Consider the following 26070-nt stretch of genomic DNA (forward strand, 5'->3'; position numbering starts at 1 on the left):
TTCGAAAAATACTCCCGCCGGAGGCAAGGCGCCGAAGCCGGCGCCGGGCGGGAAGAACCGGCTACGAACCGTGACGCCGCCGCAACGCATCCTCAACCGTCGGCGCGTAATGCACAAGCGGACGGCGCAGCCCGTGGGTCAGCAGCACCCGGCGGATGTCTCGGCTGGTCCCGGTCGCCCACAGCGCGATGCCGCGGCGCTGCGCCTTGTGCGCCAGTCCCTCGATCATGTTGGCGCCGGTCGAATCCAGGAAGGGCACGGCGCTGAAATCCACCACCAGCACCCGGAACCCGTCCTGGATACGGTCCAGAACCGAGCCGATCGAGGCCGTGGCGCCAAAGAACAGCGCCCCCGAGATGCGATAGACCACCACGTCGCGCGGCTGCGGCTGGTCCGGGCGCGGCTGGGCGCTGTCGGCCATGTCGGTGCCGACCAGTGCCTCGACCCCCACGGCCTGGCTCATGCGCTGGATGAACAGCACCGAACCAAGCGCCAGGCCCGTGACGATGGCCTCGGTCAGGTCGCGGAAGATCGTCAGCCCGAAGGTGACCAGTAGCACCGCCGCCTCGCCCCAGCCCGAGCGCATCAGGATGGCGATGGCGGGTTTCTCGATCATGTTCCAGGCGACGACCGCCAGCACGCCGGCCAGCGCCGCCAGCGGGATATACGACGCCAACGGCGCCGCCAGCAGCATGAAGCCCAGCAGGAACAGCGCATGCAGCATCCCCGCCACCGGCCCATGCGCGCCCGCACGCACATTGGTCGCGGTGCGGGCGATGGTGCCGGTGACGCAGATGCCCCCGAACAGCGCCGAGCCCATGTTGGCCACGCCCTGCGCCACCAGCTCGCAATTCGAACGGTGGCGACGGCCGGTCATGCCATCCGCGACCACTGCAGAAAGCAGCGATTCGATGGCGCCCAGCAATGTCAGCGACACTGCGGCGGGCAGGAGCGTCATGGCCCTGTCCAGCGAGAATTCCGGCAACGAGGGGGCCGGCAGGGTCGAGGGGATGCCGCCGAAGCGGCTGCCGATGGTTGCGACATCCGCCCCCGTCGCTGCGGTGAAGCCTGCCGCCAGCGCCACGGCGATCAGCATGCCGGGCCAGTGCGGCCGGGCGCGCTTCAACCCCAGGATCACCGCAACGGTCCCCAGCGCGATCCCCAGTGCCGCGGGGCTGAGGCTGGCGCGGGCCTGCCAGAGGGCGGGGATCTTTTCGACCAGCTCGCCCGGCTCATGCGCCAGCGTCAGGCCGAAGATCTCCTTCAGCTGGCTGGTGAAGATGATGACGGCGATGCCGGCGGTAAAGCCGACCGTCACCGGAAAGGGGATGAACTTGATGAAGGTGCCCAGCCGCAAGAACCCGATGGCGACCAGCATCAGCCCCGACATGAAGGTCGCAAGGATCAGCCCGGACATGCCGTGCTGCGCTACGATCCCCGCCACCAGCACGATGAAGGCCCCCGCCGGTCCGCCGATCTGGTAGCGCGAGCCGCCAAGCGCCGAAACCAGGAAGCCGCCGATGATGGCGGTATAGAGCCCCTGCGCCGGGCTCGCCCCGGATGCGATGGCGATGGCCATGCTGAGCGGCAGCGCCACGATGGCGACGGTCAACCCGGCCAGCGCGTCGGCGCGCAACTGCGCGGCGCCATAGCCTTCGCGCAGGACGGTGATCAGTTTCGGGGTGAACAGCGGCGCAAATCCGGGCGCTGCGATTGCCTGCTGGTTCATCTGGGGCCGCACCTTGGTGAAAGAGGCGGCGGGATCGTCGGCTTTCGTCGGCGGTCGCCGTCGCGATTACGTCTGCGGACCGGATTTCAGCCGCACGCCGCGCCCGCCCGACGGGCTGGCGGCGCCTTCGCCGATCAGCTCGATCCCGGCGGCCTCCAGCGCCTCGACCACGCGGGTCAGGCTTTCGACCACGCCGCGCACATTGCCGTCGCTGGCCTCCATGCGCTGGATGGTCGGGACCGACAGGCCAGAGAGTTCGGCGAGCCGCTTCTGGTCGATGCCAAGCAGGGCACGCGCCGCACGCATCTGGGCCGAGGTCATCATGCAGTGATTTCCAATCCTTGATGATGGATGTCTAGCATAGCGATCATGATATTTCAAACATCATGATTGGGTGGCAGCGCATGGATGCAAAAAAGGCCCCCGCGAAGGGGGCCTTTGCTGTTCGTATGTCCGGGTGGATCAGAAGTCCATCTTCACGCCCAGCGTGACGGTGCGGCCGGGGGCATAGAGAGGATCGATGTCACGCGCCAGAACGTCGCCGCGATAGACGTCACGTTCGACATAGCTTGAACGCTCGTAATAGGTGCGGTCGAACACGTTGTCGATTCCCAGGTGAACCACGATGTTTTCATAGTTCTGCGGGCGCCATTCGCCGTAGAGGTTCAGCACCGTATACGAGCTCTGGTCGTAGAAGCCGGCCTCGGTCATGGCGTCGCTGGCGAGCTTGTCGGCCCACTCGACCGAAGCGCCGACCTTCAGGTTGTATTGCGGGATTTCCTGATCGACATACAACGTAGCCATCTTGCCGACCGGAACCGCGGTGCCGCCTGCCGGCAGCACGTCGATACCGCCCTGGGATACGTCGGCTTTGGTGAAGCTGCCGCCGATGCGGCCCGAGCCCCAGCTATAGTTCCCTTGCAGGGTGAAGCCCTTGCTGCGGTATTCCTCCACGTTGCCCAGATAGGGCGAGCCCGAGCTGGGGAAGACGAACTCGCCCATGTTCTTCAGGCGGGTGTCGAAGAAGGTCAGGTTGCCGGTCCAGTTGCCTTGGTTGGCGTTCAGGCCAAGCTTGATGTTGCGCGCCTCGGAGGGCTCGAAGTCGTCGGCGACATAAAGGTCCGAACTGCGCGCGTGCAGCAGGGCATATTCGCCGAACTTGTAGCCCAGCCAGGTATGCGAGGCGCCACCGAAGACCTCGTAGCCCTCGGCGAACTCATAGGAAACGGTGCCGTTGACGCTGGCGCCGGTGTCGCTGACCCGCTCGCCGTTCCAGTCGGTGAAGCGGTGATGGTCGACGCGCGCGCCGGTGGACAGGTCGATGCCGTTGTCGAACTCGAACCGGCCCTGGACGAAGGCGCCGATCTGCATCGTTTCCATGGTCCAGTAGCGGCGGTCCGTATCGCCGTAATTGTCGACATCGTAGTCGTTATAGGCCCAATCGACACCCGAGGTGATGTTGCCCGGACCCAGCGTATAGGTGTTCTTGATGTGGCCGCCGATGGTGCGGTTCTTCAGGTTCATGTCGCCGTTGGTGACGCCTGGGGCATAGTCCGGGCGCTCATACTTGTTCTCGGTGACGTAAAGCATCGCCTCGGGATCCCAGGCGTCCGTCGGCGCGGTCGAGCTGTATTTCAGGCTGACCGAATTGCGCGTGACCTCCAGCGGATAGACCAGCTTGTCCGCATTCAGGTCCATGTTCATCTTGATGGTGCGATCGCCGTCGTCCTTGGTGTGGTCGATGGCCAGTTCAAGGCGGTGGCCTTCGGCCTCGTAACCCAACTTCACCAGGGCGCCGCGTGCGCCAGGCTCGGTCCCGACGATTTCGTAGCCATCGCCGTTCTTGTAATCCTTGCCATCCGTGGCATGGATCATTGCGAACCAGTCGAAGCCTTCATAGACCCCGTAGCCCGCCAGCGAGCCTGCAAAGCCGCGGCCGTTCGAACCATAGGACAGGCCGACGCGGCCGCCCTGGTTGCGGCCGTCGGTCAGCAGATCCTTGGCGCCGACGGTCTCATAGCGCACCGCACCGGCGGCGGCGCCGAATCCCGCATCGGCAGCGGCGGCGCCGGCCTCGACCTCGACCGATTTCAGGAAGGCCGGATCGATCACGTTCGAGCCGGTATGATGCCAGCTGGTCGGCCCCTGCGGCACGCCGTCCACGGTGACGGCCAGGTTCGACTGTTCCATGCCGAAGACGTGGATGCGCTTGGATGGACCCGCGCCGCCCGAGACGGTGATGGAGGATTCACGAGAGAACAGTTCCGAGACGTCGGCGGGCTGCATTGCCTCGATGTCCTCGGCGGTGACGGATACGCCGCCGGTCGCCTCGACATTCTCCTGGCCATTGGCGACCAGGGTGATCGGATTCAGGATGACGGTCTCGGCGTTCTGGCCGTCCTGGGCGTAAAGGGCTGTCGCGAGGGCAAGCGAGGAGACGCCCGCCAGCGGGATGATACGGCGCAATTTCATGGTCACTGCCTTGATTCGTTCGAAACTGGCGCGAGTTATATGGCCGCTCCCGGGGTGCACAAGTATTTTACTCGGATATCCCGCCCGATTTCGAGTGAAACGGTCGGGATTGTTGCGCTTCTGCGCCACTGGCCGGCAAGGATGCGACGATGGGCCGCAGCCTGCCGACACCCGATGCCGGGGCTGGCGCAGGCGGGGGCAAAGGGGTTACAGCAGGCCGAACCCGCAGCCCGAGAAGCCACAGATGACCATCACCCTTTATCGAAACGACCTGCCGGACGATCTGGACCTGGGGCCGGTCGTGGCCATCGACACCGAGACGATGGGGCTCGACCCGCGCCGCGACCGGCTGTGCCTGGTGCAGCTGTCCTCGGGCGACGGCAACGCGCACCTGGTGCAGATCGCCAAGGGCCAGCGCGAGGCGCCGAACCTTGCACGGATGCTGGCCGATCCCAAGGTGCTCAAGCTGTTCCATTTCGGCCGCTTCGACATCGCCGCGCTGGAGGCGGCCTTCGGCGTGGTGACGAAGCCGGTCTGGTGCACCAAGATCGCCTCGAAGATGGTGCGCACCTATACCGACCGGCACGGGCTGAAATACCTGCTTTCGGAACTGGTCGGCGTCGACATCTCCAAGCAGCAGCAGACCAGCGACTGGGGCGCGGCCGAGCTGTCCGAGGCGCAGCTGGAATATGCCGCGTCGGATGTGCTTTACCTGCATGCGCTGAAGGCCGAGCTGGAAAAGCGGCTGGCGCGCGAGGGGCGGCTGGGTCTGGCCCAGGCCTGTTTCGATTTCCTTCCCGCCCGCGCCCATCTGGATCTGCTGGGCTGGGGGGATGAAAACGACATCTTTCATCACTAGGTAGCGGGCCATGAGCGCATATCTCGATACCGCCCGCAGGGTGATCCGCACCGAGGCCGAGGGGCTGGCCCTGCTGGCCGACGGCCTTGGCGACAGCTTCGACCGCGCGGTCGAGACCATCCTGGCCGCGCGCGGCCGGGTCGTCGTCTCGGGCATGGGCAAGTCCGGCCATGTCGGGCGCAAGATCGCGGCAACGCTGGCCTCGACCGGGACGCCGGCGCAATTCGTCCACCCGGCCGAGGCGAGCCATGGCGATCTGGGCATGGTGACGCAGGGCGACGTGGCGCTGGTGCTGTCCAATTCCGGCGAGACGCCCGAGATCGCCGATATCGTCGCCCATACCCGGCGCTTCCAGATCCCGCTGATCGGCGTCGCCGGGCGGCCGCAATCGACGCTGCTGCGCCAGGCCGACGTGGCGCTGGTCCTGCCGGCGGCGCCCGAGGCCTGCGGCACCGGCATCGTGCCCACCACCTCGACCACCATGACCATGGCGCTGGGCGATGCGCTGGCCGTGGCGCTGATGGAGCACCGCCAGTTCACGCCCGAGCATTTCCGCACCTTCCATCCCGGCGGCAAGCTGGGCGCGAAGCTGTCGCGGGTGGCCGACCTGATGCACCAGGACATGCCGCTGGTCCCCGAGACCGCGCCCATGGCCGAGGCGCTGCTGACCATCAGCCAGAAAAGCTTTGGCGTGACCGGCGTGACCGACGCCCGGGGGCGGCTGACCGGCATCATCACCGACGGCGACCTGCGGCGGCACATGCAGGGCCTTCTGGACCATAGCGCTGCCGAGGTGATGACCCGCAACCCGCGCACCATCGGTCCCGACCAGCTTGCCGAGGCGGCGCTGGCCGAGATGCAGGCGCGTCGCATCACCTGCCTGTTCGCCGTCACGCCCGAAGGCACGCCGGCGGGGCTGATCCATATCCACGATTTCCTGCGCACGGGGCTTGTCTGACGGTGACCACCCGTTCGCGCATCGTGGCCTGGTTGCGGGTGCTTTTGCCGCTGACCGCGCTGGCGATCCTGTCGGTGCTGTTCCTTCTGGGCCGCAAGCCCGACCCCGAGGCCAGCATTCCCTATGCCGATGTGGACCCGCGCGAACTGGCCGAGCGGCAGGCGGTGACCGGCCCGACCTATGCCGGCGTGACCCGGGACGGCGCGCAACTGAGCATCTCGGCCGCCGAGGCCCGGCCGGGCGGCGATAAGGGCGAGGGCATCGCGCAGGCGGTGCATATGACCCTGCGCGCACGGGACGGGCGGGCGGCCGATGTCAGTGCCGGGGCGGCCTCGCTTCAGGGCGAGCAGGTGCGGCTGGGCGAGGGCGTGCGCATGACCACCGCCGACGGCTGGGTGCTGACCGCGCCGGACCTGCTGGCCTCGACCACCGAGGGCAGGCTGGTGTCCGAGGACGAGGTCAATGTCCTCGCCCCTTTCGGCACCATGACCGCGGGCCGGATGGAACTGCGGCCCTCGGAGCAGGGCAGCGGCGATCACGTTCTTGATTTGAGTGGCGGAGTCCGCTTGATATACCGACCATGACCCGGCGCCTCATGCCGCGCAAGGGCCCCTCAGGAGCCAGAAAGGAAATCCGATGATCCGGCCCCGACCGCTTTTGCCCGTGATCCTGTCGCTCGTGCTGGCGGCGGGCGCGGCTCTGGGGCAGGCCGCCGGCTTCGGCAACGCGCAGGACATCAAGCAGCCGGTCGAGGTCACCGCCGATGCGCTGACGGTGGACCAGAAGACGGGCCGGGCGACCTTTTCCGGCAATGTGCTGATCGGGCAGGGGGCGATGCGGCTCTCGGCGGACAGCGTGACCGTGACCTATGCCCAGGGCGACCAGCGCCGCATCAGCGCATTGCATGCCGAGGGCAACGTCACCCTGGCCAGCGGCGAGGACGCGGCCGAGGCGCAGGCGGCCGACTACGATGTCGAGACCGGAACCATCGTGCTGACCGGCGACGTGCTTCTGACCCAGGGCGGCAATCTGCTGGCGGGCGACAAGGTGACGGTGAACCTGGAAAGCGGCACCGCCAACGCCTCGGGCCGGGTGCGCAGCGTCCTGCAGCCGGAGAACTGACGCCATGTCCGAGAAACAGGGGCTGCGGGTTCGCGGCTTGCGCAAATCCTACCGCAACCGCCCGGTGATCCGCGACGTGGCAATGGATCTGGAGCGCGGCGAGGTGGTGGCGCTGCTGGGTCCGAACGGCTCGGGCAAGACCACCTGCTTCTATTGCGTGGCCGGGCTGGTCGCACCTGATTCGGGCCAGGTGCTGATCGACGGGCGGGACGCGACGCGCCTGCCGATGTATCGCCGCGCGCAAATGGGCATCGGCTATCTGCCGCAGGAGATGTCGATCTTTCGCGGGTTGACGGTCGAGCAGAACATCATGGCGGTGCTGGAACTGGTCGAGCCGCATGTCCACCAGCGGCGCGAGCGGCTGGAAGAACTGCTGGGCGATTTCTCGATCGGTCATCTGCGGGGCGCCTCGGCCATGGCGCTGTCGGGGGGCGAGCGGCGCCGGGTCGAGATCGCCCGCTGCCTTGCGGCCGATCCGGCCTATCTGCTTCTGGACGAACCATTCGCCGGCGTCGATCCCATCGCCGTAGGCGAGATCCGCGCCCTTGTCCACGACCTGAAAAGCCGCGGCATCGGCGTGCTGATCACCGATCACAACGTCCGCGAAACGCTGGAAATCGTGGATCGCGCCTATATCCTGCACGACGGCCATGTGCTGAAATCCGGCACCACCGCCGAGATCGTCGCCGATCCGCAGGTCCGTCGCGTCTACCTGGGCGAAACCTTCCGCATGAACTGAATGCGAGGACGTGCCGATCCTCTGCGCGCAGCCGTTGACACGGCGGCATGGCTGTCACCAAATGAGGGTATGGCCGGGCAGGACGCCCGGCCTGAGATACCCGAACGCAGCGCCTGCGCGAGGGCGTTGACGACAAGACCGGGCAACCGAAAGGACGGACCACCATGCGCTACCAGATCAGCGGAAAACAGATCGACGTGGGCGATGCGCTTTCGACTCATGTCAAGACCGAACTGGGGGAAACCGTTGAGAAATATTCCCAACGCCCCACGGATGCGACGGTCATCTTTTCCCGCAACGCGCATGAATTCATCTGCGATGCCGTGGTGCACCTCTCGACCGGGCTGACCGCCCAGGCCAAGGGTGCGGCCACCGACATCTATGCGGCCTTCGAACAGTGCCGCGAGCGGATGGACAAGCAATTGCGCCGCTACAAGCGCCGGCTCAAGGATCACTACAAGGACCGGACCCAGCCGGTTGAATTCGAGCAGGCGGGGATGTATGTGCTGGCCGCCGGCGAGGATGATGAATGGGAAACGCAGGATGACGGCCTGCAACCCATGATCATCGCCGAGATGGAGACCCGCGTGCCCACCCTGTCGGTTGGCGAGGCGGTGATGCAGATGGAACTGGCCGGCAGCCCGCTGCTGGTCTTCCGCAACGAGAAACATGGGGGCGTGAACGTGGTTCACCGCCGCGATGACGGCAACGTGGGCTGGATCGACCCCCGCAATCTGGGCTAGACTGACGCAGAAGGGCAGTCTTGTTGAACCAAACGTCCCGGCTGCGCGGCCCGCAGCCGGGACCTGACAATTTTCGGGCGACATGCAGATCAGCGACATTCTCTCCCCCGCCGCCGTGCGGACGATGAGCCAGACCACCAGCAAGAAACGGTTGTTCCAGGAAATCGCCGAACAGGCCCGGGCGGTCTATGGCGTGGACGCGGCCCAGACGCTGGATGCGCTGCAGGAACGCGAAAGCCTGGGCCCCACGGGGGTCGGCCATGGCGTGGCGCTGCCCCATGCCCGGCTGCACGGGCTCGACCATGTGGTCGGCCTGTTCCTGCGGCTGGAGAAGCCGCTGGATTTCGACGCGGTGGACCGCCAGCCGGTGGACCTGATCTTTGCGCTGCTGGCGCCCAAGAACTCCGGCGTCGACCACCTCAAGGCGCTGGCGCTGGTCTCGCGCACGTTGCGCGACCAGGACCTGCGCGCCAAGCTGCGCGCCAACGAAGACCCGGTGGCGCTGCATGCCATGCTGGCGGCCGCCCCCGGCATCAAGGCAGCCTGAAGGTCGCAGTCCCGCCGGCAGGGGGTGAAATGCCCCCTTATCCGCGCTATACTCCCGCACGGGAGGAAGACCGAAATGACCAGACATATCGCAGATCGCAGTCACGAAGACAGTTCCGGCCGCACGCAATACTATACGCGGCAGGAACGCGAATCCGGCCTTCATCCGGCCGTCGCCGCCCTGCGCATGCGGCCCCGCGCCCGCAGCGAGGCGGCGAATCGCCGTGCCGCCGAATTCGCCAGGATCGAGCGCGGCCATCGGGTCTGATCCCAGGCCCATCTGATCTCTGGCCCAGAAATGCGAAACCGGCCGGGTGCTGCCGCCCGGCCGGTTTTCATTTCAGCGCCGTGATCAGCTGCGGACCAGCTTTTCGTAATCCCCGGCGATCTTGCGAGTGGTGTCGCCGACCTGGAAATGCCAGTCGCCGATCTGTCCGACCGGAGTCACCTCGGCCGCGGTGCCGGTCAGGAAGCATTCCTGGAAGCTTTCCAGCTCTTCGGGCTTGATGCGGCGCTCATGCACGGCGGTGCCGTTGTCCTTCAGCATCTGGATGACGGTCTGCCGGGTGATGCCGTTCAGGAAGCGGTCTGCCAGGGGCGTATGGACCTCGCCATCCTTGACGAAGAAGATGTTGGCGCCGGTGGCCTCGGCGACATAGCCTTCCCAATCCATGAACAGTGCGTCCGAGCAGCCCTTTTCCTCGGCCGCGTGCTTGGACATGGTGCAGATCATGTAAAGCCCGGCGGCCTTGGCGGCGGTGGGGATGGTCTCGGGGCTGGGCCGCTTCCACTTGGCGATGTCGAGCTTGGCGCCCTGCCATTTCGCCTCGCCGTAATAGCTGCCCCATTCCCAGGCGGCGACGGCCATGCGCACCGGGTTGCGGCGGGCGGAAACCCCCATGTCCTCGCCCGAGCCGCGCCACATCACCGCGCGGACATAGGCGTCCTTGAAGCCGTTGGCCTCCAGCACCTCTTCCTTGGCGCGGTCGATCTCATCGGCGGTATAGGGCGACTGCATGTCCAGGAGCCGGGCCGATTCGATCAGCCGCAGCGAATGCTCGTGTCCCTTGAAGATCTTGCCGCTGTAGCAACGCTCGCCCTCGAATACCGAGCTGGCATAATGCAGCGCATGGGTCAGGATGTGGATATTCGCCTCACGCCACTCCACCAGCTTGCCATCCATCCAGATCTTGCCGTCACGATCGTCATATGCGCCCGCCATTTTTCCCTCCGGCCGGTTCTGTTTGCAGAATGTTGCGCTGTCAGAGCATGCCTGGCAAAGAAAGTTGCGCAACTTGGGGTCTGGGCTATCCATTCATGGTTGGAAAGTCAACAAGTCTGACGTAATAAGGGCCATGCAGTGAAGGGAAGGCCATGCAGAACAAGGTAAGCGTCGCGCCGGCGGGCGGGGAAAGCCTGCTGTTTCTGACGGACGATCAGCTTCGCCGCGGGATCGAGGCGATGTTCTTCGCCTATCGTGCCTTTACCGCCGATCCCGACCTGATTCTGGCCGAACTGGATTACGGCCGCGCCCATCACCGGGCGATTCACTTCATCCATCGCGAGCCGGGCCTGACGGTGACGGCGCTTCTGGACGTGCTGGGCGTGACCAAGCAATCGCTGAACCGGGTGCTGCGCACGCTGATCGAGGACGGGCTGGTCGAAAGCCGCATCGGCCGCCGCGACCGCCGCGAACGGCAGCTTTACCTGACCGACAAGGGCGCGGCGCTGGAACGCCGGCTGTCCGAAGCGCAGCGCGCCCGCATGCGCGCCGCCTATCGTGCCGCCGGACCGCAGGCGGTGGCGGGTTTCCGGCAGGTGCTGGAGGCGATGATGGACCGCGACACGCTGCGCCAGTATCGTGCGCTGAAAGAACTGCCCGACACACCATGAACAGTCCCGATCCGCAGCCCGCTGCCCATATCCTGGTCGTCGATGACGATGAGCGCATCCGCAGCCTGCTGCGCCGCTTCCTGATGCGCAACGATTTCTTGGTGACGACGGCGCGCGACGCCGCCCATGCCCGGCGGCTGCTGGACGGGCTGGATTTCGACCTGATCGTGCTCGACGTGATGATGCCGGGCGAGGACGGCTTTACGCTGACCCGCGATCTGCGCAAGCGCAGGACCACGCCGATCCTGCTGCTGACCGCCAAGGGCGAGACGGGCGACCGTATCGAGGGCTTCGAAAGCGGTGCCGACGACTACCTGCCCAAGCCCTTCGAGCCGCGCGAACTGCTGCTGCGCATCGCCGCCATCCTGCGCCGCATGCCCACGGCCGAGGCCAAGGGCCCGAAATTCCTGTCGCTCGGCCCGCTGCGCTACGATGCGGACAAGGGCGAGCTGTGGCAGGGCGATGCGCCGCTGCGCCTGACCGGCACCGAGCAGGCATTGCTCAGGCGCCTGGCCGACACGCCGCGCCAGCCGGTCAGCCGCAGCACACTGATCGAGGACTTGGGCCGCAGTCATTCGGAGGAGGCGGGCGAGAACTCCGAACGCGCCATCGACGTGCAGATCACCCGCCTGCGCCGCAAGATCGAACCCGATCCCAAGGAGCCGCGCTACCTGCAGACCGTGCGCGGCACAGGCTATATGCTGGTGCCCGACTGACAGGCGTCGCGCCGGCGGCACTGCCGGATGCGGGTATTTGAAAAACGGAAAAGGGCACTGCACCCGGTTCTTTCCGTTTCCCAAATACCCATGCCAAGCGTGCAAGAGGCGGGGCGCATGAGAAAGGGGCCCGAAGGCCCCCAATTCACGCCAGCACGCCGTGGCAATGCTTGAACTTCTTGCCCGAGCCGCAGGGGCAGGGGTCGTTGCGCGACGGGTTGCCCCAGGTGGTAGGGTCGGTCTCGTCGAAGCCGGCCACCCGGCCCGAGACCTCGCCGCCTTCGGCCTCTTCGTGCTCGGGGTGCATCTGCGCCTCGGTCTCTGCCTGCTGCTGCTGGTATTCGCGCAGCATCTGCTCGCGTTCGGCGTCAGTCAGCGGGCGGATGCGGGCCAGTTGCTGGGTCACGTCGAAGCGCAGCCCGTCCAGCATGGTTTCGAACAGCTGGAAACCCTCGGTCTTGTATTCCGACAGCGGATCGCGCTGCGCATAGCCGCGGAAGCCCACGACCGAGCGCAGATGTTCCAGCGTCACCAGATGCTCGCGCCATTTGCTGTCGATCTGCTGCAGAAGCACCTGCTTTTCGATCTGGCGCATGTTCTCGGGGCCGAACTGTTCGGCCTTCTGCGCCATATAGGCGTCGGTGGCCTGCTGGATGCGTTCCCGGATCGTGTCCTGGTCCACGCCGTCCTCGCCGGCCCAATCAGTGATCGGCAGGTCCATGTTCAGCCTGTCGATCACCGCGTCGTGCAGCCCCTTGACGTCCCATTGCTCGGCATAGGCGCGGGGGGGCAGGTGCCGGTCGATCAGGTCGTCGATCACCTGAGCGCGCATGTCGGCGGCGATATCCCCGACTTCCTCGGTATGCATGATCTCCAGGCGCTGGCTGAAGATCGCCTTGCGCTGGTCGTTCATCACGTCGTCGAATTTCAGCAGTTGCTTGCGGATGTCGAAGTTGCGGCCCTCGACCTTGGCCTGGGCGCGTTCCAGCGACTTGTTGACCCAGGGGTGGACGATGGCCTCGCCCTCTTTCATGCCGAGCGTGGACAGCACCTTGTCCAGCCGCTCGGACCCGAAGATGCGCATCAGGTCGTCTTCCAGCGACAGGAAGAACAGCGAGCGGCCGGGGTCGCCCTGGCGGCCCGAGCGGCCGCGCAGCTGGTTGTCGATGCGGCGGCTTTCGTGGCGCTCGGTCGCCAGCACGAAAAGGCCGCCGGCGTCCAGCACCGCCTGCTTCTCGGCGGCGTGCTCGGCCTCGATCCGGGCGCGCACTTCGTCGGGGTTGGCCTCGGGATCGGCGGCCAGCGCCTCCATCACCTTCATCTCGACATTGCCGCCCAGCTGGATGTCGGTGCCGCGGCCGGCCATGTTGGTGGCGATGGTCACCGCGCCCAGCTTGCCGGCATCGGCGACGATCTTGGCCTCTTGCTCGTGCTGGCGGGCGTTCAGCACGTTGTGCTGGATGCCCTCCTTGGTCAGCATCTGCGACAGCATCTCGGATTTCTCGATGCTCGTCGTGCCGACCAGGATCGGCTGGTCCTTGGCATGGGCCTCCTTGATCGCCTCGATCACGGCGGCGTATTTTTCCGTGGCGGTGCGATAGACGCGGTCGTGTTCGTCGATGCGCTGCACCGGGCGGTTCGTCGGCACCTCGACCACGCCGAGCTTGTAGATCTCGGCGAATTCCTCGGCTTCGGTCGCGGCGGTGCCGGTCATGCCCGACAGCTTGTCGTAGAGCCGGAAATAGTTCTGGAAGGTGACCGAGGCCAGCGTCACGTTCTCGGGCTGGATCGAGACGCCTTCCTTGGCCTCGATGGCCTGGTGCAGCCCGTCCGACAGCCGGCGGCCCTTCATCATCCGGCCGGTGAATTCGTCGATCAGCACCACCTCGTCGTCGCGCACGATATAGTGCTGGTCGCGCATGAACAGCTTGTGCGCCCGCATCGCCTGGTTGGCGTGATGGACGATGGTGGTCGATTCCGGGTCGTAGAGCGTCTGCCCCTCGGGCAGGATGCCCGCCGCCTGAAGCCGTTTTTCCAGGAACTCGTTGCCTTCCTCGGTAAAGGTGGCGTTGCGGGTCTTTTCGTCCAGCTTGTAATGCTCGGGCGCCAGTTCCGGCATGAACGCGTCGAGCGTCTTGTAAAGCTCGCTGCGGTCCTGCGAGGGGCCCGAGATGATCAGCGGCGTGCGCGCCTCGTCGATCAGGATCGAGTCGACCTCGTCCACGATGGCGAAGAAATGCCCGCGCTGGGTCATCTGCTCGATCGAGCCCTTCATGTTGTCGCGCAGGTAGTCGAAGCCCAGCTCGTTGTTCGTGGCATAGGTCACGTCGGCCCGGTAGGCTTCGCGCTTTTCGGCATCGTCCTGGAACGGGTAGACCACGCCGGTGGTCATGCCCAGCTGGGCAAAGACCTTGCCCATCCAATGCGCGTCGCGTTTCGCCAGATAGTCGTTCACGGTGACGACATGCACGCCCTTGCCGGCCAGCGCATTCAGATAGGCCGGGAAGGTCGCGACCAGGGTCTTGCCCTCGCCGGTCTTCATCTCGGCGATATTGCCTTGGTGCAGGAAGATGCCGCCCATCAACTGCGTGTCGAAGGCGCGCAGGCCAAGCGCGCGCCGCGCGGCCTCGCGGCAGTTGGCAAAGGCCTCGGGCAGAAGCTTGTCCAGATCCTCGCCCGATTGCGCGCGGCCCTGCAATTCGCGGGTCTTGCCGATCAGGTCGGCGTCGGACAGGGCGCGGAACTGTTCCTCCAGCGCGTTGACCTGTGCCACCAGCGGACGGGCCGATTTCACCTTGCGGTCGTTGGGCGTGCCAAAGACCAGTTTCGCCAAGTTTCCGATGCCGAGCATATGAACCTTCAAAATCGCGTATCTGGGGGTGCGCGGGACGTTCCGCCCACTTGCCGGCACCATTCGCCTTGCCCTATCACTTGGGCCGGAAAAACGGCGACGGGCGCGCATTTTCGGTTGCGCCGGATGTATGCCCCGGCCGGCCCACTGTCAACGCTTGCGCCCGTTCACCTGTGCGTGGACGCGCCGTCCCATGAAGGGGAAACCTATGCTGAAACCGCTTCTTGCCGTCTCCGTGCTGCTTTCTGCGGCTGTCCCGGCCTTGCCCGTCCTGGCGCAGGATGCCGATACGGTCGTCGCTACCGTCAACGGCGAGGCGATCACGCTGGGCCAGATGGTCGCCATGCGGCAGGGGCTGGACGCGCAGGCGACCCAGGGCCTGCCGGATTCGGCGCTGTGGGACCTGATGCTGGACCAGATGATCCGCCAGACCGCCGTGGCGCAGGCCGCCGAGCCGCTGAGCAAGCGCGACGCCGTGGCGCTGGAGATCGAGAAGCGCGCCTATCTGGCCGGTTCGGTGCTGGAAAAGATCGCCGCCGCGGAGCCGGACGAGGCCGAGCTGAAAGCCGCCTATGACCAGGCGTTCGGCGGCCAGGCCGAGCCTGCAGTGGAATACAATGCCGCCCATATCCTGGTGAAGACCAGGGAAGAGGCCGAGGCCATCGCCAAGCAACTGGCAGAAGGTGCCGATTTCGGTGCGCTGGCCGAGGAGAAGTCGACCGACAATTCCGGCCCGAACAAGGGCGACCTGGGCTGGTTCCAGCCCGAGCAGATGGTCGAGCCCTTTGCCGAAGCCGTGAAGGCGCTGGAAAAGGGCCAGGTTTCCGAGCCCGTCGAGACCCAGTTCGGCTGGCATGTCATCAAGCTGAACGACACGCGCGAGGTCACGCCCCCCGCCTTTGAAGAGATCAAGGAGCAACTGGCCGTGCAGGTCCGCCGCGACAAGGTGCAGGCCGAGATCGAGAAGCGCGTGACCGAAGCCAAGGTCGAGAAGACCGAGGGGCTTGCCGTCGACCTGCTGAACAAGACCGACATTCTGGGAGAGTGATCGATGGCCAAGACGGATGACAAGAAATCCCGGCTTTCCGATGCCGAAAAGCTGAAAGTGCTGAAGAAGAAGCTGAAAAAGCTGAAATCCGCGCTCAAGGAGGCCGCGGCGGGCCTTGAGGCCCGGGCCGAGGCCGCGGTGGCGGCTGCGGTGAAGCCCAAGAACCCCGTTTCACCGTTGGCGCCCGCGCGCTTTCCCGATCTGCCGGTGATCGAGGGGGCCGAGTTCGCCTCGGGCGCGGCTGGGGTGAAATACCAGGGCCGCACCGATGTCATGCTGGTCCGGCTGGCGCCGGGCACCGCCATCGCCGGCGCCTTCACCAAGTCCTCGACCCGCGCGGCCAGCGTTCTGGACTGCCAGGCCAAGCTGGCGCTGAAGCAGGACACGGCCAAGGGTGCGGCGATCCTGGTGAACTCGGGCAACGCCAACGCCTTCACCGGCAAGAACGGGCAAGAGGCGGTGGATGCCGTCACCGGCGGCGTCGCCAAGGCGCTGGGGGTGCCGCGCGAGCGGGTGTTTTCGTCCTCGACCGGGGTGATCGGCGAGCCGCTGCCGGCCGAGCGCATCACCGCCGTGATCGGCGACCTTGCCGCCAATCTGGATGCGGGCGGCGCGGCCGGCGCGGCGCGGGCCATCATGACCACCGACACCTTCCCCAAGGGCGCGGCGGCCAGTTTCGAGGGCGACGGCGGCACCATCAACATCGTCGGCATCGCCAAGGGTTCGGGCATGATCGCGCCCGACATGGCGACCATGCTGGTCTATGTCTTCACCGATGCGCAGATCGCGCCCGCGCTGCTGCAGCGCATGCTGTCGTCGCGCATGGACGAGACCTTCAACGCCATCACCGTGGACAGCGACACCTCGACCTCGGATGCGCTGATCCTGGCGGCGACCGGCAAGTCGAAGGCGGCACCGATCACCGACCTGCGCTCGGCCCCGGCGCGGGCCTTCGGCAAGGCGCTGTCGCAGGTCATGCTGGACCTGGCGCAGCAGGTTGTGCGGGACGGCGAGGGGGCGACGAAATTCGTCGAGGTGCAGGTGACGGGTGCGGCCAGCGATGCCGATGCGCATCGCGTCGCCATGGCCATCGCCAATTCGCCGCTGGTCAAGACCGCCATCGCCGGCGAGGATGCGAACTGGGGCCGCGTGGTCATGGCCGTGGGCAAGTCCGGCGCCGAGGCCGACCGCGACCGGCTGACCATCCGCTTCGGCGACATGGTGCTGGCCGAGAACGGCTGGCGTGCACCCGGCTATGACGAGGCCGCCGCCAGCGCCTATATGAAGCGCGACCATCTGGTCGTCGGCGTCGACCTGGGGCTGGGCAAGGGCAGGCGCACGGTCTGGACCTGCGACCTGACGCATGGCTACATCGACATCAACGCCGATTACCGCTCATGAAGATGGTGCTTGTCGCGGCCGTCGCGCTGATCGATGCGGACGGCCGCGTGCTTCTGGCGCAGCGCCCCGAGGGCAAGTCCCTCGCGGGCCTGTGGGAGTTTCCGGGCGGCAAGGTCGAGCCGGGCGAGACCCCCGAGGCCGCGCTGATCCGCGAACTGCACGAGGAGCTGGGTATCGAAACCTGGCACTCGTGCCTTGCGCCGCTGACCTTTGCCAGCCATGCCTATGACGACTTCCACCTGCTGATGCCGCTGTTCGCCTGCCGGCGCTGGCAGGGCGTGCCGATGCCGCAGGAAGGGCAGAACCTGGCCTGGGCGCGATCCCAGGACCTGAACAAATACCCGATGCCGCCTGCGGACTTGCCCCTGCTTCCCATCCTGCGCGACTGGCTGTGAGGCATATTGGTCACGCCAGCCGGGCGCTTGTCGCCAATTCGCCCGATCATCGAGCATTGTTAGTTAACTTTCAACGTTTCCGGGACAATTCTGAAATCCTGTAGAGGAGGAGATCGGACATGATTCGCACGATCACGATCGGCAGCTGCATTTCTGTTCAAGGTATCTTCGAACGGCAGCAGGCGAACGGGAATGTCGTTGTCCGCGTAGGCAGCAAAACCTATGAGGGCAAGCCCGTCCTGTCCTGACGCAACAGAAACGTGCCCACATGATAGCGGAACGGGGCCCATGGCGGGCCCCGTTCTTTTTTACGGCTCGGCACAGGGCTCCGACATGGAAAGGGCGGACCCGCAGGCCCGCCCCCAATCCATGCCGTTCGATTGCCGGATCACAGCTGGCGCTGCACTTCCTCGCGCTCGAAGATCTCGATGACATCGCCCTTGCGGATGTCGTCGTAGTTTTCGAAGGCCATGCCGCATTCCTGGCCGGACTGCACTTCCTTGACCTCGTCCTTGAAGCGCTTGAGCGTCTTCAGCGTGCCCTCGTGGATCACCACGTTGTCGCGCAGCAGGCGCACGCCGGCCGAGCGACGCGCCACGCCCTCGGTGACGAGGCAGCCGGCGACATTGCCCACGCCCGAAACGCGGAAGACTTCCTTGATCTCGGCATAGCCGATGAAGTTCTCGCGCACTTCGGCGGAAAGCAGGCCCGAGGCCGCCGCCTTGATGTCGTCAACCAGGTCGTAGATGATCGAGTAATAGCGGATCTCGACCCCTTTCTGGTTGGCGGCGTTCCGCGCCGGGGCATTTGCCCGGACGTTGAAGCCGATCACCGGTGCCTGGCTGGCCTCGGCCAGGCCGATATCCGATTCGGTGATCGCGCCGACGCCGTAATGCAGCACGCGGACGCGCACCTCGTCGTTGCCGATCTTTTCCAGCGCCTGGACGATGGCCTCGGCCGAGCCCTGCACGTCGGCCTTGATGACCACCGGCAGTTCGGCGACGTTCTCGTCGGCCTTGGCCTTGGCCAGCATCTGGTCCAGCGTGATCGCGGCACCGGCGGCGGCGCGTTTGTCCTTGGCGGCCTGGATGCGGTAATCCGCGATCTCGCGGGCCTGCGCCTCGGTCGAGACGACGTTCAGCACGTCGCCCGCCTCGGGCGTGCCGTTCAGGCCCAGCACCTCGACCGGGACCGAGGGGCCGGCCTCGTCCACGCGCTCGCCCTTGTCGTTGATCAGGGCGCGAACCTTGCCCCACTGTTCGCCGACGACGAAGATGTCGCCGCGCTTCAGCGTGCCGTTCTGGACCAGGACCGTGGCGACCGGGCCCCGGCCGACGTCCAGCTGCGCTTCGATCACCGCGCCCTGGGCCGGGCGGTCGGGATTGGCCTTCAGTTCGAGGATCTCGGCCTGCAGCGCAATGGCTTCCAGGAGTGTGTCCAGGCCCTGGCCGGTCTTGGCCGAGACCTCGACATCCTGCACCTCGCCCGACATCGCCTCGACGACGACCTCGTGCAGCAGCAGATCGGTGCGGACCTTCTGCGGGTTGGCGGCGGGCTTGTCGATCTTGTTGATCGCCACGATCATCGGCACCTTGGCGGCCTTGGCGTGGTTGATCGCCTCGACCGTCTGCGGCATCACGGCGTCATCGGCGGCGACCACCAGCACGACGATATCCGTCACCTGCGCGCCACGGGCCCGCATCGAGGTGAAGGCCGCGTGGCCGGGCGTGTCGAGGAAGGTCAGCACCGCCCCGTTCGAGGCTTTCACCTGATAGGCGCCGATATGCTGGGTGATGCCGCCGGCTTCGCCCGCCACGACATTGGCGTGACGGATCGCGTCCAGCAGCGAGGTCTTGCCGTGGTCGACATGGCCCATGATGGTGATGATCGGCGCGCGCGGCTGCATATCCTCGGGCTTGTCCTCGACCTGGTCGATGACCTGCTCGACATCGGCATCCGAGACGCGGACGGCGTGATGGCCGAACTCGTCGATCACCAGCTCGGCGGTGTCGGCGTCGATCGACTGGTTGGCGGTGACCATCATGCCCATGCGCATCAGCGACTTGATGACATCCGGCGTGCGCTCGGCCATGCGGTTGGCCAGCTCCGAAACCACGATGGTTTCGGGCAGCTGCACGTCGCGCACCTGCTTTTCGGCGCGCTGGTTGCCGCCCATGGCCTTTTGCCGGGCCTTTTCCTGCTTGCGCTTCATCGCGGCCAGGCTGCGCTGGCGCCCGCCTTCGCCGTCCAGCGCCTGCGAAAGCGACAGCTTGCCGGTGCGGCGGCTGTCGTCGCGGCCCTTGTTGCGGTTGTCGCGGTCGTCGCCGCCGCCGCCGCCGCGGGTATCGCGGTCGCGGTCGGTCTTGCGCGGGCCGGCGGCGCTGACGCCCTTGGTCTCGGCGCGCACGGCGGCGGCCTCGGCGGCGGCACGGTCGGCGGGTGTCGCCGGGCGGGCTTCCGTCTTGGGCTTGGCGATCTCGGCCTTCTTCTTTTCGCGCAACTCGGCCTCGCGGGCGCGGCGCTCGTCTTCCTCGGCCTTCAGCCGCAGGGCTTCCTCGCGCTCGCGCTCCTCGCGCTCCTTGGCCTCCAGCTCGAGCCGGCGGCGCTCGCGTTCTTCCTCGCGGGCCTTTTCGTCGGCAATGCGCTGCGCGGCCTCTTCGACCTCGCGGGCCTTGGCGGCGCGCAAGGCGGCCATGCGCCGCTCCATCTCGGCATCCGAGATGCCGGCGGGTCGCTTAGACGGGTCGCCCGACACGGCCGAGGGCGAGCCCGAGCGCCCGCCGCCAGCCGCCGCGCCCGTCTTGCCGGGCACGACCACGCGCTTGCGCTTGGTCTCTACGACCACGTTATGGGTCCGTCCGTGGCTGAAGCTTTGCTTCACATGGCCCGAACGGCCGCCACCAAGACCCAGGGGTTTCTTTCCGTCAGTATCGCTCATCCGATCTTCATTCCTTCCCGGCAGCCGCATTGCCACCGTCATGCTCGCGCAGACCTGTCAGTCTGCTCGCGTCCCTGATCAATTTTTCGGTCAGGCCCCCAGGCGCAAGCGCGCTGTGTATGACATGATCGCGCCCAAAGGACAAACCTAATTCTGAGGCGGTCATGCAGCCGAACCACCGGCCCCCGGGTGGGGTCCAGAGCTTGCCCTTGCCGCGTTCCGATCCGTCGCTGGCCTGCAAGAGTACCTTGGCTTTGCCGGCGGCCAGCCAGTCCTTGACCTTTTCGAAGCCGGCGACCGCCAGCCCGGCCTTGCGCGCAAGCGACAGCGTGTCCGTCACCCGCCGCGCCAGCCCGGTTTCGATCATCGCCAGCAGCTCGGGCGGGGCGGTCACCCGCGCCTTGGCGCCCCGTGAAAACAAGCCCTTGGCGGCAGCCTTGTCCAGCGCCTGCCGGTCGGCCACCACCCAGAAGCCGCGTCCGGGCAGCTTCTCGGCCAGATCCGGCACCACCTCGCCATCGGGGTCCGCGACAAAGCGGATCAGCCCAGCCTTGGGCTGGACCTCGCCCGTGACGATGCAGCGCCGTTCCGGCGTGTCGCGGTCCTTGATACGGCCCCCGCGCGTCATCCGGCTCCCGGGGCGTTACACCCCGGCCTCCTGTTCGTCGCCCTCGGCCTCGGCTTCGTCGGCCGATTCGAGTTCGGTCGGGTCGACCCAGCCCAGCATCACGCGGGCGGTCATCACCATGGTCTGCGCCTCTTCCAGAGAGACGTCGAAGGGCTCCAGGATGCCGTCGTCCTTGACGCGCTGGCCGTTCTGCGTGGTCCAGCCGCCGGCCAGTTCCCAATCGGCGCAGGTGGCGAAGTCTTCCAGCGTCTTGACGCCGTCCTTGGCCAACGCCTCGACCATCTGCGGGGTCAGCCCCTCGAACTCGATCAGGCTGTCCTCGACGCCAAGGGCGCGGGCGTTTTCCAGCGCGGCCTTGTTCGCGGCCTCCAGGTGCTCGCGGGCGCGGGTCTGCAGTTCCTCGGCGGTGCCTTCGTCCACGCCCTCGATCGAGAGCAACTCGTCCAGGTCGACATAGGCCACCTCTTCGAGGTTGGTGAAGCCCTCGGCGACCAGAAGCTGGGCAAAGAACTCGTCCAGGTCCAGCGCGTCCATGAACAGCTTGGTGCGGGCGTTGAACTCGGCCTGCCGGCGCTTCGATTCCTCTTCTTCGGTGAGGATATCGATGTCGAGGCCCGTCAGCTGGCTTGCCAGCCGCACGTTCTGGCCGCGACGGCCGATGGCCAGCGACAGTTGCTCGTCCGGCACCACCACCTCGATGCGGGTCGCGTCCTCGTCGAAGACGACCTTCGCCACCTCGGCCGGTTGCAGCGCGTTCACCAGGAAGGTCGCCTGATCGTCGGACCACGGGATGATGTCGATCTTTTCGCCCTGCAGCTCGCCGACCACGGCCTGCACGCGCGAGCCGCGCATGCCGACGCAGGCGCCGACCGGGTCGATCGAGTTGTCGTAGGAGATCACGGCGATCTTGGCGCGCGAGCCGGGATCGCGGGCCACGGCCTTGATCTCGATCACGCCGTCATAGATTTCCGGCACTTCCATCTTGAACAGCTCGGCCATGAACTGCGGATCGGTGCGCGACAGGAAGATCTGCGGGCCGCGCGCCTCGCGGCGCACGTCCTTGACATAGGCGCGGATGCGGTCGTTCGGGCGATAGCTTTCGCGGCCGATCTTTTCGTTGCGGCGCAGGATCGCCTCGCCGCGGCCCACGTCAACGATGATGTTGCCGTATTCCTCGCGCTTGACGACGCCGTTGATGATGCTGCCGACGCGGTCCTTGAATTCCTCGTATTGGCGGTCGCGCTCGGCCTCGCGGACCCTTTGCAGGATCACCTGCTTGGCCGATTGCGCGGCGATGCGGCCCAGATCGACCGGGGGCACCTGCTCCTCGAACACGTCGCCGGGCTGCGGCCTGCCCGAGAAATCGGCCAGCTGCGCGCCGTCGCGCAGCCAATGGGCGCGGCCGTCCTTCGAGGGCTCGAAATAGGGCGCAGCCTGGTCGGCGGTGAATTGCGCCTGATAGTTCTCGACCGCCTCTTCCTCGACCACGGTGCGGGCGCGGGTGAAGGTGGCGTTGCCGGTCTTGCGGTCGATATGGACCCGGATGTCCATCTCGCTGCCATAGCGCGACTTCGCCGCGCGGGCCAGGCTGTCCTCCATCGCCTCGATCACCAGATCGGGGTCGATCATCTTTTCCCGTGCAACGGCCTCGGCGGTTTGCAGCAGTTCAAGCTGGTTGGCAGAGGTGATGGCCATTCCTCACTCCTTCGCGGCGGCGTTGTCTTCGCCGGCTTCCGTTTCGATCTCGTCAAAGGCGGCTTCGTCCAGATTCTCGATCTGCACGCCCGCGTCCTTTTTCTGTCGCAGCATCTCGGCGATCAGTTCGTCGGTCAGGACCAGTTTCGCATCGGAAAGCCAGTCGAAGTTCAGCCCGATGGTCTGGGTCTCGCCGCCTTCCTCGATGTTCAGCAGAACCTCGTCGCCGCCCTCACCCTTCTCGACGCCCGCCAGCACGCCCTTGAAGCGCTTGCGACCGTCGATGGGCTGGTTCGTTTCCAGCCGCGCCTCGTAACCCTCGAAGGTTTCGAAATCCTTCAGCCGGGTCAGCGGCCGGTCGATACCGGGGCTCGAGACCTCAAGGTGATAGGCATCCTCCAGCGGGTCCTCGACATCCAGGATCGCGCTGACGGCGGTCGAGATGTCGGCGCAGTCATCGACGTTGATGCCGCCTTCGGGCCGGTCGGCCATGATCTGCAAGGTCGCGGTCTTGCCGCCTTGCAGGCGGATGCGCACCAGTTCGAAACCCAGATCCTCGATGACCGGGGAAATGATCTCGGCCAGACGCCGGTCGATGGCGGTCTTGGCGATGAGGTCGGTCATGCTGATACCCCAAATACGAAAAACGGGCCTAGGCGGCCCGTGCGTCTTACCGGTGGGCAGGTTGTGGACGCCTGCGCCGCTGTTGAGCCGCATATAGGGCCATCCGTCGCGGATTGCAAGCGTTCCGTGTCCTCCGCCTATTTCGGCAAGGTCATGCAAACTCCGAAGGCGACCGGGCGATAATCGTCGGTCGAGATGGAAAGCCGGGACGTATCCGAGAAATAGGCGGCATACATCAGGTCGACATCCTTGAAGCGCAGGTCGGACATGTTCCTCTTGAAAGCTTCAAGCTCATCGACGATCCGCTCGCGCCTTTTGCTGATCCATTTCCCCTGACCGAAATAGTCCGCGCTCAGGACAGCAGAGAAGAACACGATCGAGCCGGCTTTCGCGGTCAGGTTGCCCGCGGCCGAACGAATCTTGGCGGTATCGCTCAACGCCTCGTCAAGGGCGCGGGCGATGACGTTGTGGCGCAGGGCTCGCCTGGAATCCCCCGACAGGTTCAAATGCCTTTTCTTGGCCTCGAACAGGAAAAGCTCGTCTTCGACCAGGGCTTCTATGTCTGTCCTGCCGTCATATGCCCTCCGCCGTCCCGGCAGGCCGCTGATGACCTGCTTGCCGATGTCTGTTTCGCATATCGAAGGATAGTCGCATGCCCAAAGCGCGCTGGAAAACAGTGCGCTGTTCGAGTTCTCCACATACCATGCGGGCAGATCTTCGACCGCCTCCGCATACGCGATGTTCATCTTCGCCCATTTTCGAACGACCTTCTTCCACGGAACGGAGAAGGTGTTCAGATACTCTTCATACATTGGATCACCCGCGACATCTTTCCAATGGACATGGAGGGCGCTTCGGGAAAGTTTTCAAGACAAATTGGACAAAACAAGACTATCCATGACGCGCACCAGCTCAGCGGCGATTCGCGGCTCGCTCAGGGCATGGCCCGAGGCTGGGACCAGCCGCAATTCGGCCCGGTCCCAGCCCTCGGCCAGCTCCCAGGCGGTGGCGGGCGGGCAGACCATGTCATAGCGGCCCTGCACGATCACGGCCGGGATATGCTGGATGCGGTGGCGGTCGCGCAAAAGCTGGCCCTCGGCCAGGAAGCAGCCATGGGCGAAATAGTGATTCTCCAGCCGGGCGAAGGTGCGGGCATAGTCGGGGGGTGCATGGCCCGGCCCGTTGATCTCCAGCCCCGCCAGCGCGTTTTCCCAGACCAGCCAGGGCAGGGCGAAGCGCGTCTCCTGCCCGCGGTCGCCGCTGAACAGCCGCCGGTGATAGGCAGCGATCATGTCGCCGCGCTCGGCCTCGGGAATCGGGGCCTGGAACTCGGCCCAGCGATCGGGAAAGAAGCGCGCGACGCCCCCGCCATAGAACCAGTCCAGCTCGGCCCGCCGGCCCAAGAAGACCCCGCGCAGCACCAGCGCTTCGACCGGCTCGGGATGGGCCTGGGCATAGGCCAGGGCCAGGGTCGCGCCCCAGCTGCCGCCGAACAGGATCGCCCGCTCGATGCCCAAGGTGCGGCGGATCACCTCGATATCGGCGATCAGGTGCTGGATGGTGTTGGCGATGACGGCGGCATGGGGCTGCGAGCGGCCGCAGCCGCGCTGGTCGAACAGCACCGCCCGGTAATACGCCGGATCGAAGAATCGCCGCATATAGGGGCTGCATCCGCCGCCCGGTCCGCCATGCAGCACGATCACCGGCACGCCGTCGGGATTGCCGCTTTGCTCGACATGCAACTGGTGGCCGTCGCCGACGTCGATCACCCGGCGGTCGAAGGGCTCGACCATCGGGTGCAGCCTGCCATGCGACGGCGTGCCGCCGATTTGCCCTGCCAATCTGTCCATGGCACCACTATATAGCGCCTCGCGCGCGCCCGCCACATGAAGGACGGCCAGATGACCGAAAGACCAGCCCCCAGCAACCCGGCCCCCAGCAGCATCGACCCGGCCGAGGTCGCCAAGTTCCAGGCCATGGCCCGCGAGTGGTGGGACCCGCAAGGCAAGTTCAAGCCGCTGCACATGCTGAACCCGACGCGGCTGGACTATGTCACCACGCAGATCGCGGCGCAGTTCGGCCGCGACCTTGCGGCCGCCGGACCTTTCCAGGGGCTGACGCTGCTCGACATCGGCTGCGGCGGCGGGCTGATGGCCGAGCCGATGGCCCGGCTGGGCGCAACCGTCACCGGCGCCGACGCGGCCGAGGGCAATATCGCCATCGCCCGCCTGCATGCCGAAGAGCAGGGCCTCGCCATCGACTACCGCGCCACCACGGCCGAGGCGTTGGCGGCTGACGGACACCGCTTCGACGTGGTGATGGCGCTGGAGATCGTCGAGCATGTCGCCGACCCCGCGCAGTTCATCGCCACCTGCCGCGAGCTGGTGGCACCGGGCGGCATGCTGATCGTCTCGACGCTGAACCGCACCGCGCGCAGCTTCGCCGCCGCCATCGTCGGTGCGGAATGGATCATGCGCTGGCTGCCCAAGGGCACGCATGACTGGCGCCGCTTCATCACCCCCGACGAACTGGCGCAGATGACCGAGGCCGCGGGGCTGCGGGTCGTGGACCGCTGCGGCATGGTCTTCAACCCGCTGGGCTGGAGCTGGTCGCTGTCGCATCGCGACCTGTCGGTGAACTATGTCCTGACCGCACTGCACGACGCCTGAGCCGGCTTCGGCAGCTCGCTTCCCGGGCTTCTTCGTTCTTCAAA

At 66.2% G+C, this 26070-nt stretch carries 26 protein-coding genes; 15 read left to right on the forward strand and 11 right to left on the reverse strand.

What is annotated here, in order from left to right; all coding sequences use genetic code 11:
• Positions 1-61: 61 nt before the first annotated feature.
• From QPR87_RS13160 to QPR87_RS13170, 3 genes are all read right to left on the reverse strand, one after another.
• The gene (locus QPR87_RS13160) at positions 62-1729 is read right to left on the reverse strand and encodes a SulP family inorganic anion transporter (RefSeq protein WP_285049823.1); all 1668 of its coding nucleotides are present in this window, start codon (positions 1727-1729) and stop codon (positions 62-64) included.
• A gap of 66 nt (positions 1730-1795) precedes the next feature.
• On the reverse strand, positions 1796-2053 hold the full coding sequence (locus QPR87_RS13165; RefSeq protein WP_028713927.1) for a helix-turn-helix domain-containing protein: 258 nt from the start codon (positions 2051-2053) through the stop codon (positions 1796-1798).
• A 138-nt stretch (positions 2054-2191) separates the two neighbouring features.
• Positions 2192-4201, reverse strand: coding sequence for a TonB-dependent receptor domain-containing protein (locus tag QPR87_RS13170; RefSeq protein WP_285049824.1), 2010 nt, complete (start codon positions 4199-4201; stop codon positions 2192-2194).
• A 244-nt stretch (positions 4202-4445) separates the two neighbouring features.
• Here QPR87_RS13170 and QPR87_RS13175 point away from each other — a divergent pair, with 244 nt between their 5' ends.
• The 8 genes from QPR87_RS13175 (at position 4446) to QPR87_RS13210 (ending at position 9436) form a co-directional block, all read left to right on the forward strand.
• On the forward strand, positions 4446-5060 hold the full coding sequence (locus QPR87_RS13175) for a ribonuclease D (protein WP_011748889.1): 615 nt from the start codon (positions 4446-4448) through the stop codon (positions 5058-5060).
• Between the two features lie 10 nt (positions 5061-5070).
• Positions 5071-6018, forward strand: a complete 948-nt coding sequence (locus tag QPR87_RS13180) for a KpsF/GutQ family sugar-phosphate isomerase (RefSeq protein ID WP_230999524.1) — start codon at positions 5071-5073, stop codon at positions 6016-6018.
• Between the two features lie 2 nt (positions 6019-6020).
• Complete coding sequence (locus QPR87_RS13185) at positions 6021-6602, forward strand: LptA/OstA family protein (RefSeq protein WP_011748887.1); 582 nt, start codon at positions 6021-6023, stop codon at positions 6600-6602.
• Positions 6603-6654: 52 nt separating this feature from the next.
• Positions 6655-7140 (forward strand): lipopolysaccharide transport periplasmic protein LptA, encoded by a 486-nt coding sequence (lptA, locus tag QPR87_RS13190; protein ID WP_285049825.1) that lies wholly within the window; start codon positions 6655-6657, stop codon positions 7138-7140.
• Between the two features lie 4 nt (positions 7141-7144).
• A complete protein-coding gene (lptB, locus tag QPR87_RS13195; protein ID WP_011748885.1) occupies positions 7145-7879 on the forward strand; it encodes an LPS export ABC transporter ATP-binding protein in 735 nt (244 codons plus the stop codon).
• A gap of 164 nt (positions 7880-8043) precedes the next feature.
• Complete coding sequence (gene hpf / locus QPR87_RS13200; protein WP_011748884.1) at positions 8044-8622, forward strand: ribosome hibernation-promoting factor, HPF/YfiA family; 579 nt, start codon at positions 8044-8046, stop codon at positions 8620-8622.
• A gap of 82 nt (positions 8623-8704) precedes the next feature.
• Positions 8705-9169, forward strand: a complete 465-nt coding sequence (locus QPR87_RS13205; RefSeq protein WP_011748883.1) for a PTS sugar transporter subunit IIA — start codon at positions 8705-8707, stop codon at positions 9167-9169.
• A 75-nt stretch (positions 9170-9244) separates the two neighbouring features.
• Positions 9245-9436: a hypothetical protein gene (locus QPR87_RS13210; protein ID WP_041529981.1), complete on the forward strand. Its 192-nt coding sequence runs from the start codon at positions 9245-9247 to the stop codon at positions 9434-9436.
• A gap of 84 nt (positions 9437-9520) precedes the next feature.
• Here the strand turns inward: QPR87_RS13210 and QPR87_RS13215 are convergent, their stop codons facing one another.
• Entirely contained in the window at positions 9521-10390 is an 870-nt protein-coding gene (locus QPR87_RS13215) for a branched-chain amino acid aminotransferase (protein WP_011748882.1), read from the reverse strand.
• A 152-nt stretch (positions 10391-10542) separates the two neighbouring features.
• Here QPR87_RS13215 and QPR87_RS13220 point away from each other — a divergent pair, with 152 nt between their 5' ends.
• Positions 10543-11061, forward strand: a complete 519-nt coding sequence (locus QPR87_RS13220; protein ID WP_011748881.1) for a MarR family winged helix-turn-helix transcriptional regulator — start codon at positions 10543-10545, stop codon at positions 11059-11061.
• Positions 11058-11777, forward strand: coding sequence for a response regulator (locus QPR87_RS13225; RefSeq protein ID WP_285049826.1), 720 nt, complete (start codon positions 11058-11060; stop codon positions 11775-11777). Before QPR87_RS13220 ends, QPR87_RS13225 begins: the two co-directional genes overlap by 4 nt.
• Before the next feature lie 145 nt (positions 11778-11922).
• On the opposite strand, the gene secA is transcribed toward QPR87_RS13225, so the two are convergent.
• Entirely contained in the window at positions 11923-14628 is a 2706-nt protein-coding gene (gene secA, locus QPR87_RS13230) for a preprotein translocase subunit SecA (RefSeq protein ID WP_285049827.1), read from the reverse strand.
• A gap of 208 nt (positions 14629-14836) precedes the next feature.
• Between secA and QPR87_RS13235 the strand changes: the two genes are divergently transcribed.
• The 4 genes from QPR87_RS13235 (at position 14837) to QPR87_RS13250 (ending at position 17720) form a co-directional block, all read left to right on the forward strand.
• Positions 14837-15676: a peptidylprolyl isomerase gene (locus tag QPR87_RS13235; protein WP_011748878.1), complete on the forward strand. Its 840-nt coding sequence runs from the start codon at positions 14837-14839 to the stop codon at positions 15674-15676.
• 3 nt (positions 15677-15679) lie between these two features.
• On the forward strand, positions 15680-17077 hold the full coding sequence (gene argJ / locus QPR87_RS13240) for a bifunctional glutamate N-acetyltransferase/amino-acid acetyltransferase ArgJ (RefSeq protein WP_285049828.1): 1398 nt from the start codon (positions 15680-15682) through the stop codon (positions 17075-17077).
• Positions 17074-17472, forward strand: a complete 399-nt coding sequence (gene mutT / locus QPR87_RS13245) for an 8-oxo-dGTP diphosphatase MutT (protein WP_011748876.1) — start codon at positions 17074-17076, stop codon at positions 17470-17472. Before argJ ends, mutT begins: the two co-directional genes overlap by 4 nt.
• Before the next feature lie 119 nt (positions 17473-17591).
• Positions 17592-17720, forward strand: coding sequence for a hypothetical protein (locus tag QPR87_RS13250; protein WP_011748875.1), 129 nt, complete (start codon positions 17592-17594; stop codon positions 17718-17720).
• A 140-nt stretch (positions 17721-17860) separates the two neighbouring features.
• On the opposite strand, the gene infB is transcribed toward QPR87_RS13250, so the two are convergent.
• The 6 genes from infB to pip all read right to left on the reverse strand — a co-directional run bounded on the left by infB (position 17861) and on the right by pip (position 25207).
• A complete protein-coding gene (gene infB / locus QPR87_RS13255) occupies positions 17861-20410 on the reverse strand; it encodes a translation initiation factor IF-2 (RefSeq protein ID WP_285049829.1) in 2550 nt (849 codons plus the stop codon).
• Positions 20411-20417: 7 nt separating this feature from the next.
• Positions 20418-21038, reverse strand: a complete 621-nt coding sequence (locus tag QPR87_RS13260) for an RNA-binding protein (RefSeq protein WP_285049830.1) — start codon at positions 21036-21038, stop codon at positions 20418-20420.
• A 15-nt stretch (positions 21039-21053) separates the two neighbouring features.
• Positions 21054-22733 (reverse strand): transcription termination factor NusA, encoded by a 1680-nt coding sequence (gene nusA / locus QPR87_RS13265; protein WP_285049831.1) that lies wholly within the window; start codon positions 22731-22733, stop codon positions 21054-21056.
• Positions 22734-22736: 3 nt separating this feature from the next.
• On the reverse strand, positions 22737-23357 hold the full coding sequence (gene rimP, locus QPR87_RS13270; RefSeq protein ID WP_011748871.1) for a ribosome maturation factor RimP: 621 nt from the start codon (positions 23355-23357) through the stop codon (positions 22737-22739).
• A gap of 137 nt (positions 23358-23494) precedes the next feature.
• Positions 23495-24169, reverse strand: a complete 675-nt coding sequence (locus QPR87_RS13275) for a hypothetical protein (protein ID WP_285049832.1) — start codon at positions 24167-24169, stop codon at positions 23495-23497.
• Positions 24170-24223: 54 nt separating this feature from the next.
• On the reverse strand, positions 24224-25207 hold the full coding sequence (pip, locus tag QPR87_RS13280; RefSeq protein WP_285049833.1) for a prolyl aminopeptidase: 984 nt from the start codon (positions 25205-25207) through the stop codon (positions 24224-24226).
• 51 nt (positions 25208-25258) lie between these two features.
• On the opposite strand from pip, the gene ubiG reads away from it, so the two are divergent.
• Positions 25259-26026 carry a bifunctional 2-polyprenyl-6-hydroxyphenol methylase/3-demethylubiquinol 3-O-methyltransferase UbiG gene (gene ubiG / locus QPR87_RS13285; protein WP_285049834.1) on the forward strand — a complete coding sequence of 256 codons (768 nt, stop codon included), beginning with the start codon at positions 25259-25261 and terminating at the stop codon, positions 26024-26026.
• The last annotated feature ends 44 nt before the right edge of the window (positions 26027-26070 follow it).

This window comes from Paracoccus sp. SSJ (assembly GCF_030234105.1).
Taxonomy (GTDB): domain Bacteria; phylum Pseudomonadota; class Alphaproteobacteria; order Rhodobacterales; family Rhodobacteraceae; genus Paracoccus; species Paracoccus denitrificans.

What these genes read in the sequence shown, in the direction of transcription:
- QPR87_RS13210 (WP_041529981.1), top strand. Translation starts at nt 9,245, where the DNA reads ATGACCAGACATATCGCAGATCGCAGTCACGAAGACAGTTCCGGCCGC.
- ubiG (WP_285049834.1), top strand. Translation starts at nt 25,259, where the DNA reads ATGACCGAAAGACCAGCCCCCAGCAACCCGGCCCCCAGCAGCATCGAC.
- nusA (WP_285049831.1), bottom strand. Translation starts at nt 22,733, where the DNA reads ATGGCCATCACCTCTGCCAACCAGCTTGAACTGCTGCAAACCGCCGAG.
- QPR87_RS13175 (WP_011748889.1), top strand. Translation starts at nt 4,446, where the DNA reads ATGACCATCACCCTTTATCGAAACGACCTGCCGGACGATCTGGACCTG.
- argJ (WP_285049828.1), top strand. Translation starts at nt 15,680, where the DNA reads ATGGCCAAGACGGATGACAAGAAATCCCGGCTTTCCGATGCCGAAAAG.
- QPR87_RS13165 (WP_028713927.1), bottom strand. Translation starts at nt 2,053, where the DNA reads ATGATGACCTCGGCCCAGATGCGTGCGGCGCGTGCCCTGCTTGGCATC.
- mutT (WP_011748876.1), top strand. Translation starts at nt 17,074, where the DNA reads ATGAAGATGGTGCTTGTCGCGGCCGTCGCGCTGATCGATGCGGACGGC.
- lptA (WP_285049825.1), top strand. Translation starts at nt 6,655, where the DNA reads ATGATCCGGCCCCGACCGCTTTTGCCCGTGATCCTGTCGCTCGTGCTG.
- hpf (WP_011748884.1), top strand. Translation starts at nt 8,044, where the DNA reads ATGCGCTACCAGATCAGCGGAAAACAGATCGACGTGGGCGATGCGCTT.
- QPR87_RS13160 (WP_285049823.1), bottom strand. Translation starts at nt 1,729, where the DNA reads ATGAACCAGCAGGCAATCGCAGCGCCCGGATTTGCGCCGCTGTTCACC.
- QPR87_RS13275 (WP_285049832.1), bottom strand. Translation starts at nt 24,169, where the DNA reads ATGTATGAAGAGTATCTGAACACCTTCTCCGTTCCGTGGAAGAAGGTC.
- QPR87_RS13205 (WP_011748883.1), top strand. Translation starts at nt 8,705, where the DNA reads ATGCAGATCAGCGACATTCTCTCCCCCGCCGCCGTGCGGACGATGAGC.
- QPR87_RS13235 (WP_011748878.1), top strand. Translation starts at nt 14,837, where the DNA reads ATGCTGAAACCGCTTCTTGCCGTCTCCGTGCTGCTTTCTGCGGCTGTC.
- rimP (WP_011748871.1), bottom strand. Translation starts at nt 23,357, where the DNA reads ATGACCGACCTCATCGCCAAGACCGCCATCGACCGGCGTCTGGCCGAG.
- QPR87_RS13220 (WP_011748881.1), top strand. Translation starts at nt 10,543, where the DNA reads ATGCAGAACAAGGTAAGCGTCGCGCCGGCGGGCGGGGAAAGCCTGCTG.
- QPR87_RS13225 (WP_285049826.1), top strand. Translation starts at nt 11,058, where the DNA reads ATGAACAGTCCCGATCCGCAGCCCGCTGCCCATATCCTGGTCGTCGAT.
- QPR87_RS13170 (WP_285049824.1), bottom strand. Translation starts at nt 4,201, where the DNA reads ATGAAATTGCGCCGTATCATCCCGCTGGCGGGCGTCTCCTCGCTTGCC.
- lptB (WP_011748885.1), top strand. Translation starts at nt 7,145, where the DNA reads ATGTCCGAGAAACAGGGGCTGCGGGTTCGCGGCTTGCGCAAATCCTAC.
- pip (WP_285049833.1), bottom strand. Translation starts at nt 25,207, where the DNA reads ATGGACAGATTGGCAGGGCAAATCGGCGGCACGCCGTCGCATGGCAGG.
- QPR87_RS13180 (WP_230999524.1), top strand. Translation starts at nt 5,071, where the DNA reads ATGAGCGCATATCTCGATACCGCCCGCAGGGTGATCCGCACCGAGGCC.
- QPR87_RS13260 (WP_285049830.1), bottom strand. Translation starts at nt 21,038, where the DNA reads ATGACGCGCGGGGGCCGTATCAAGGACCGCGACACGCCGGAACGGCGC.
- secA (WP_285049827.1), bottom strand. Translation starts at nt 14,628, where the DNA reads ATGCTCGGCATCGGAAACTTGGCGAAACTGGTCTTTGGCACGCCCAAC.
- infB (WP_285049829.1), bottom strand. Translation starts at nt 20,410, where the DNA reads ATGAGCGATACTGACGGAAAGAAACCCCTGGGTCTTGGTGGCGGCCGT.
- QPR87_RS13250 (WP_011748875.1), top strand. Translation starts at nt 17,592, where the DNA reads ATGATTCGCACGATCACGATCGGCAGCTGCATTTCTGTTCAAGGTATC.
- QPR87_RS13215 (WP_011748882.1), bottom strand. Translation starts at nt 10,390, where the DNA reads ATGGCGGGCGCATATGACGATCGTGACGGCAAGATCTGGATGGATGGC.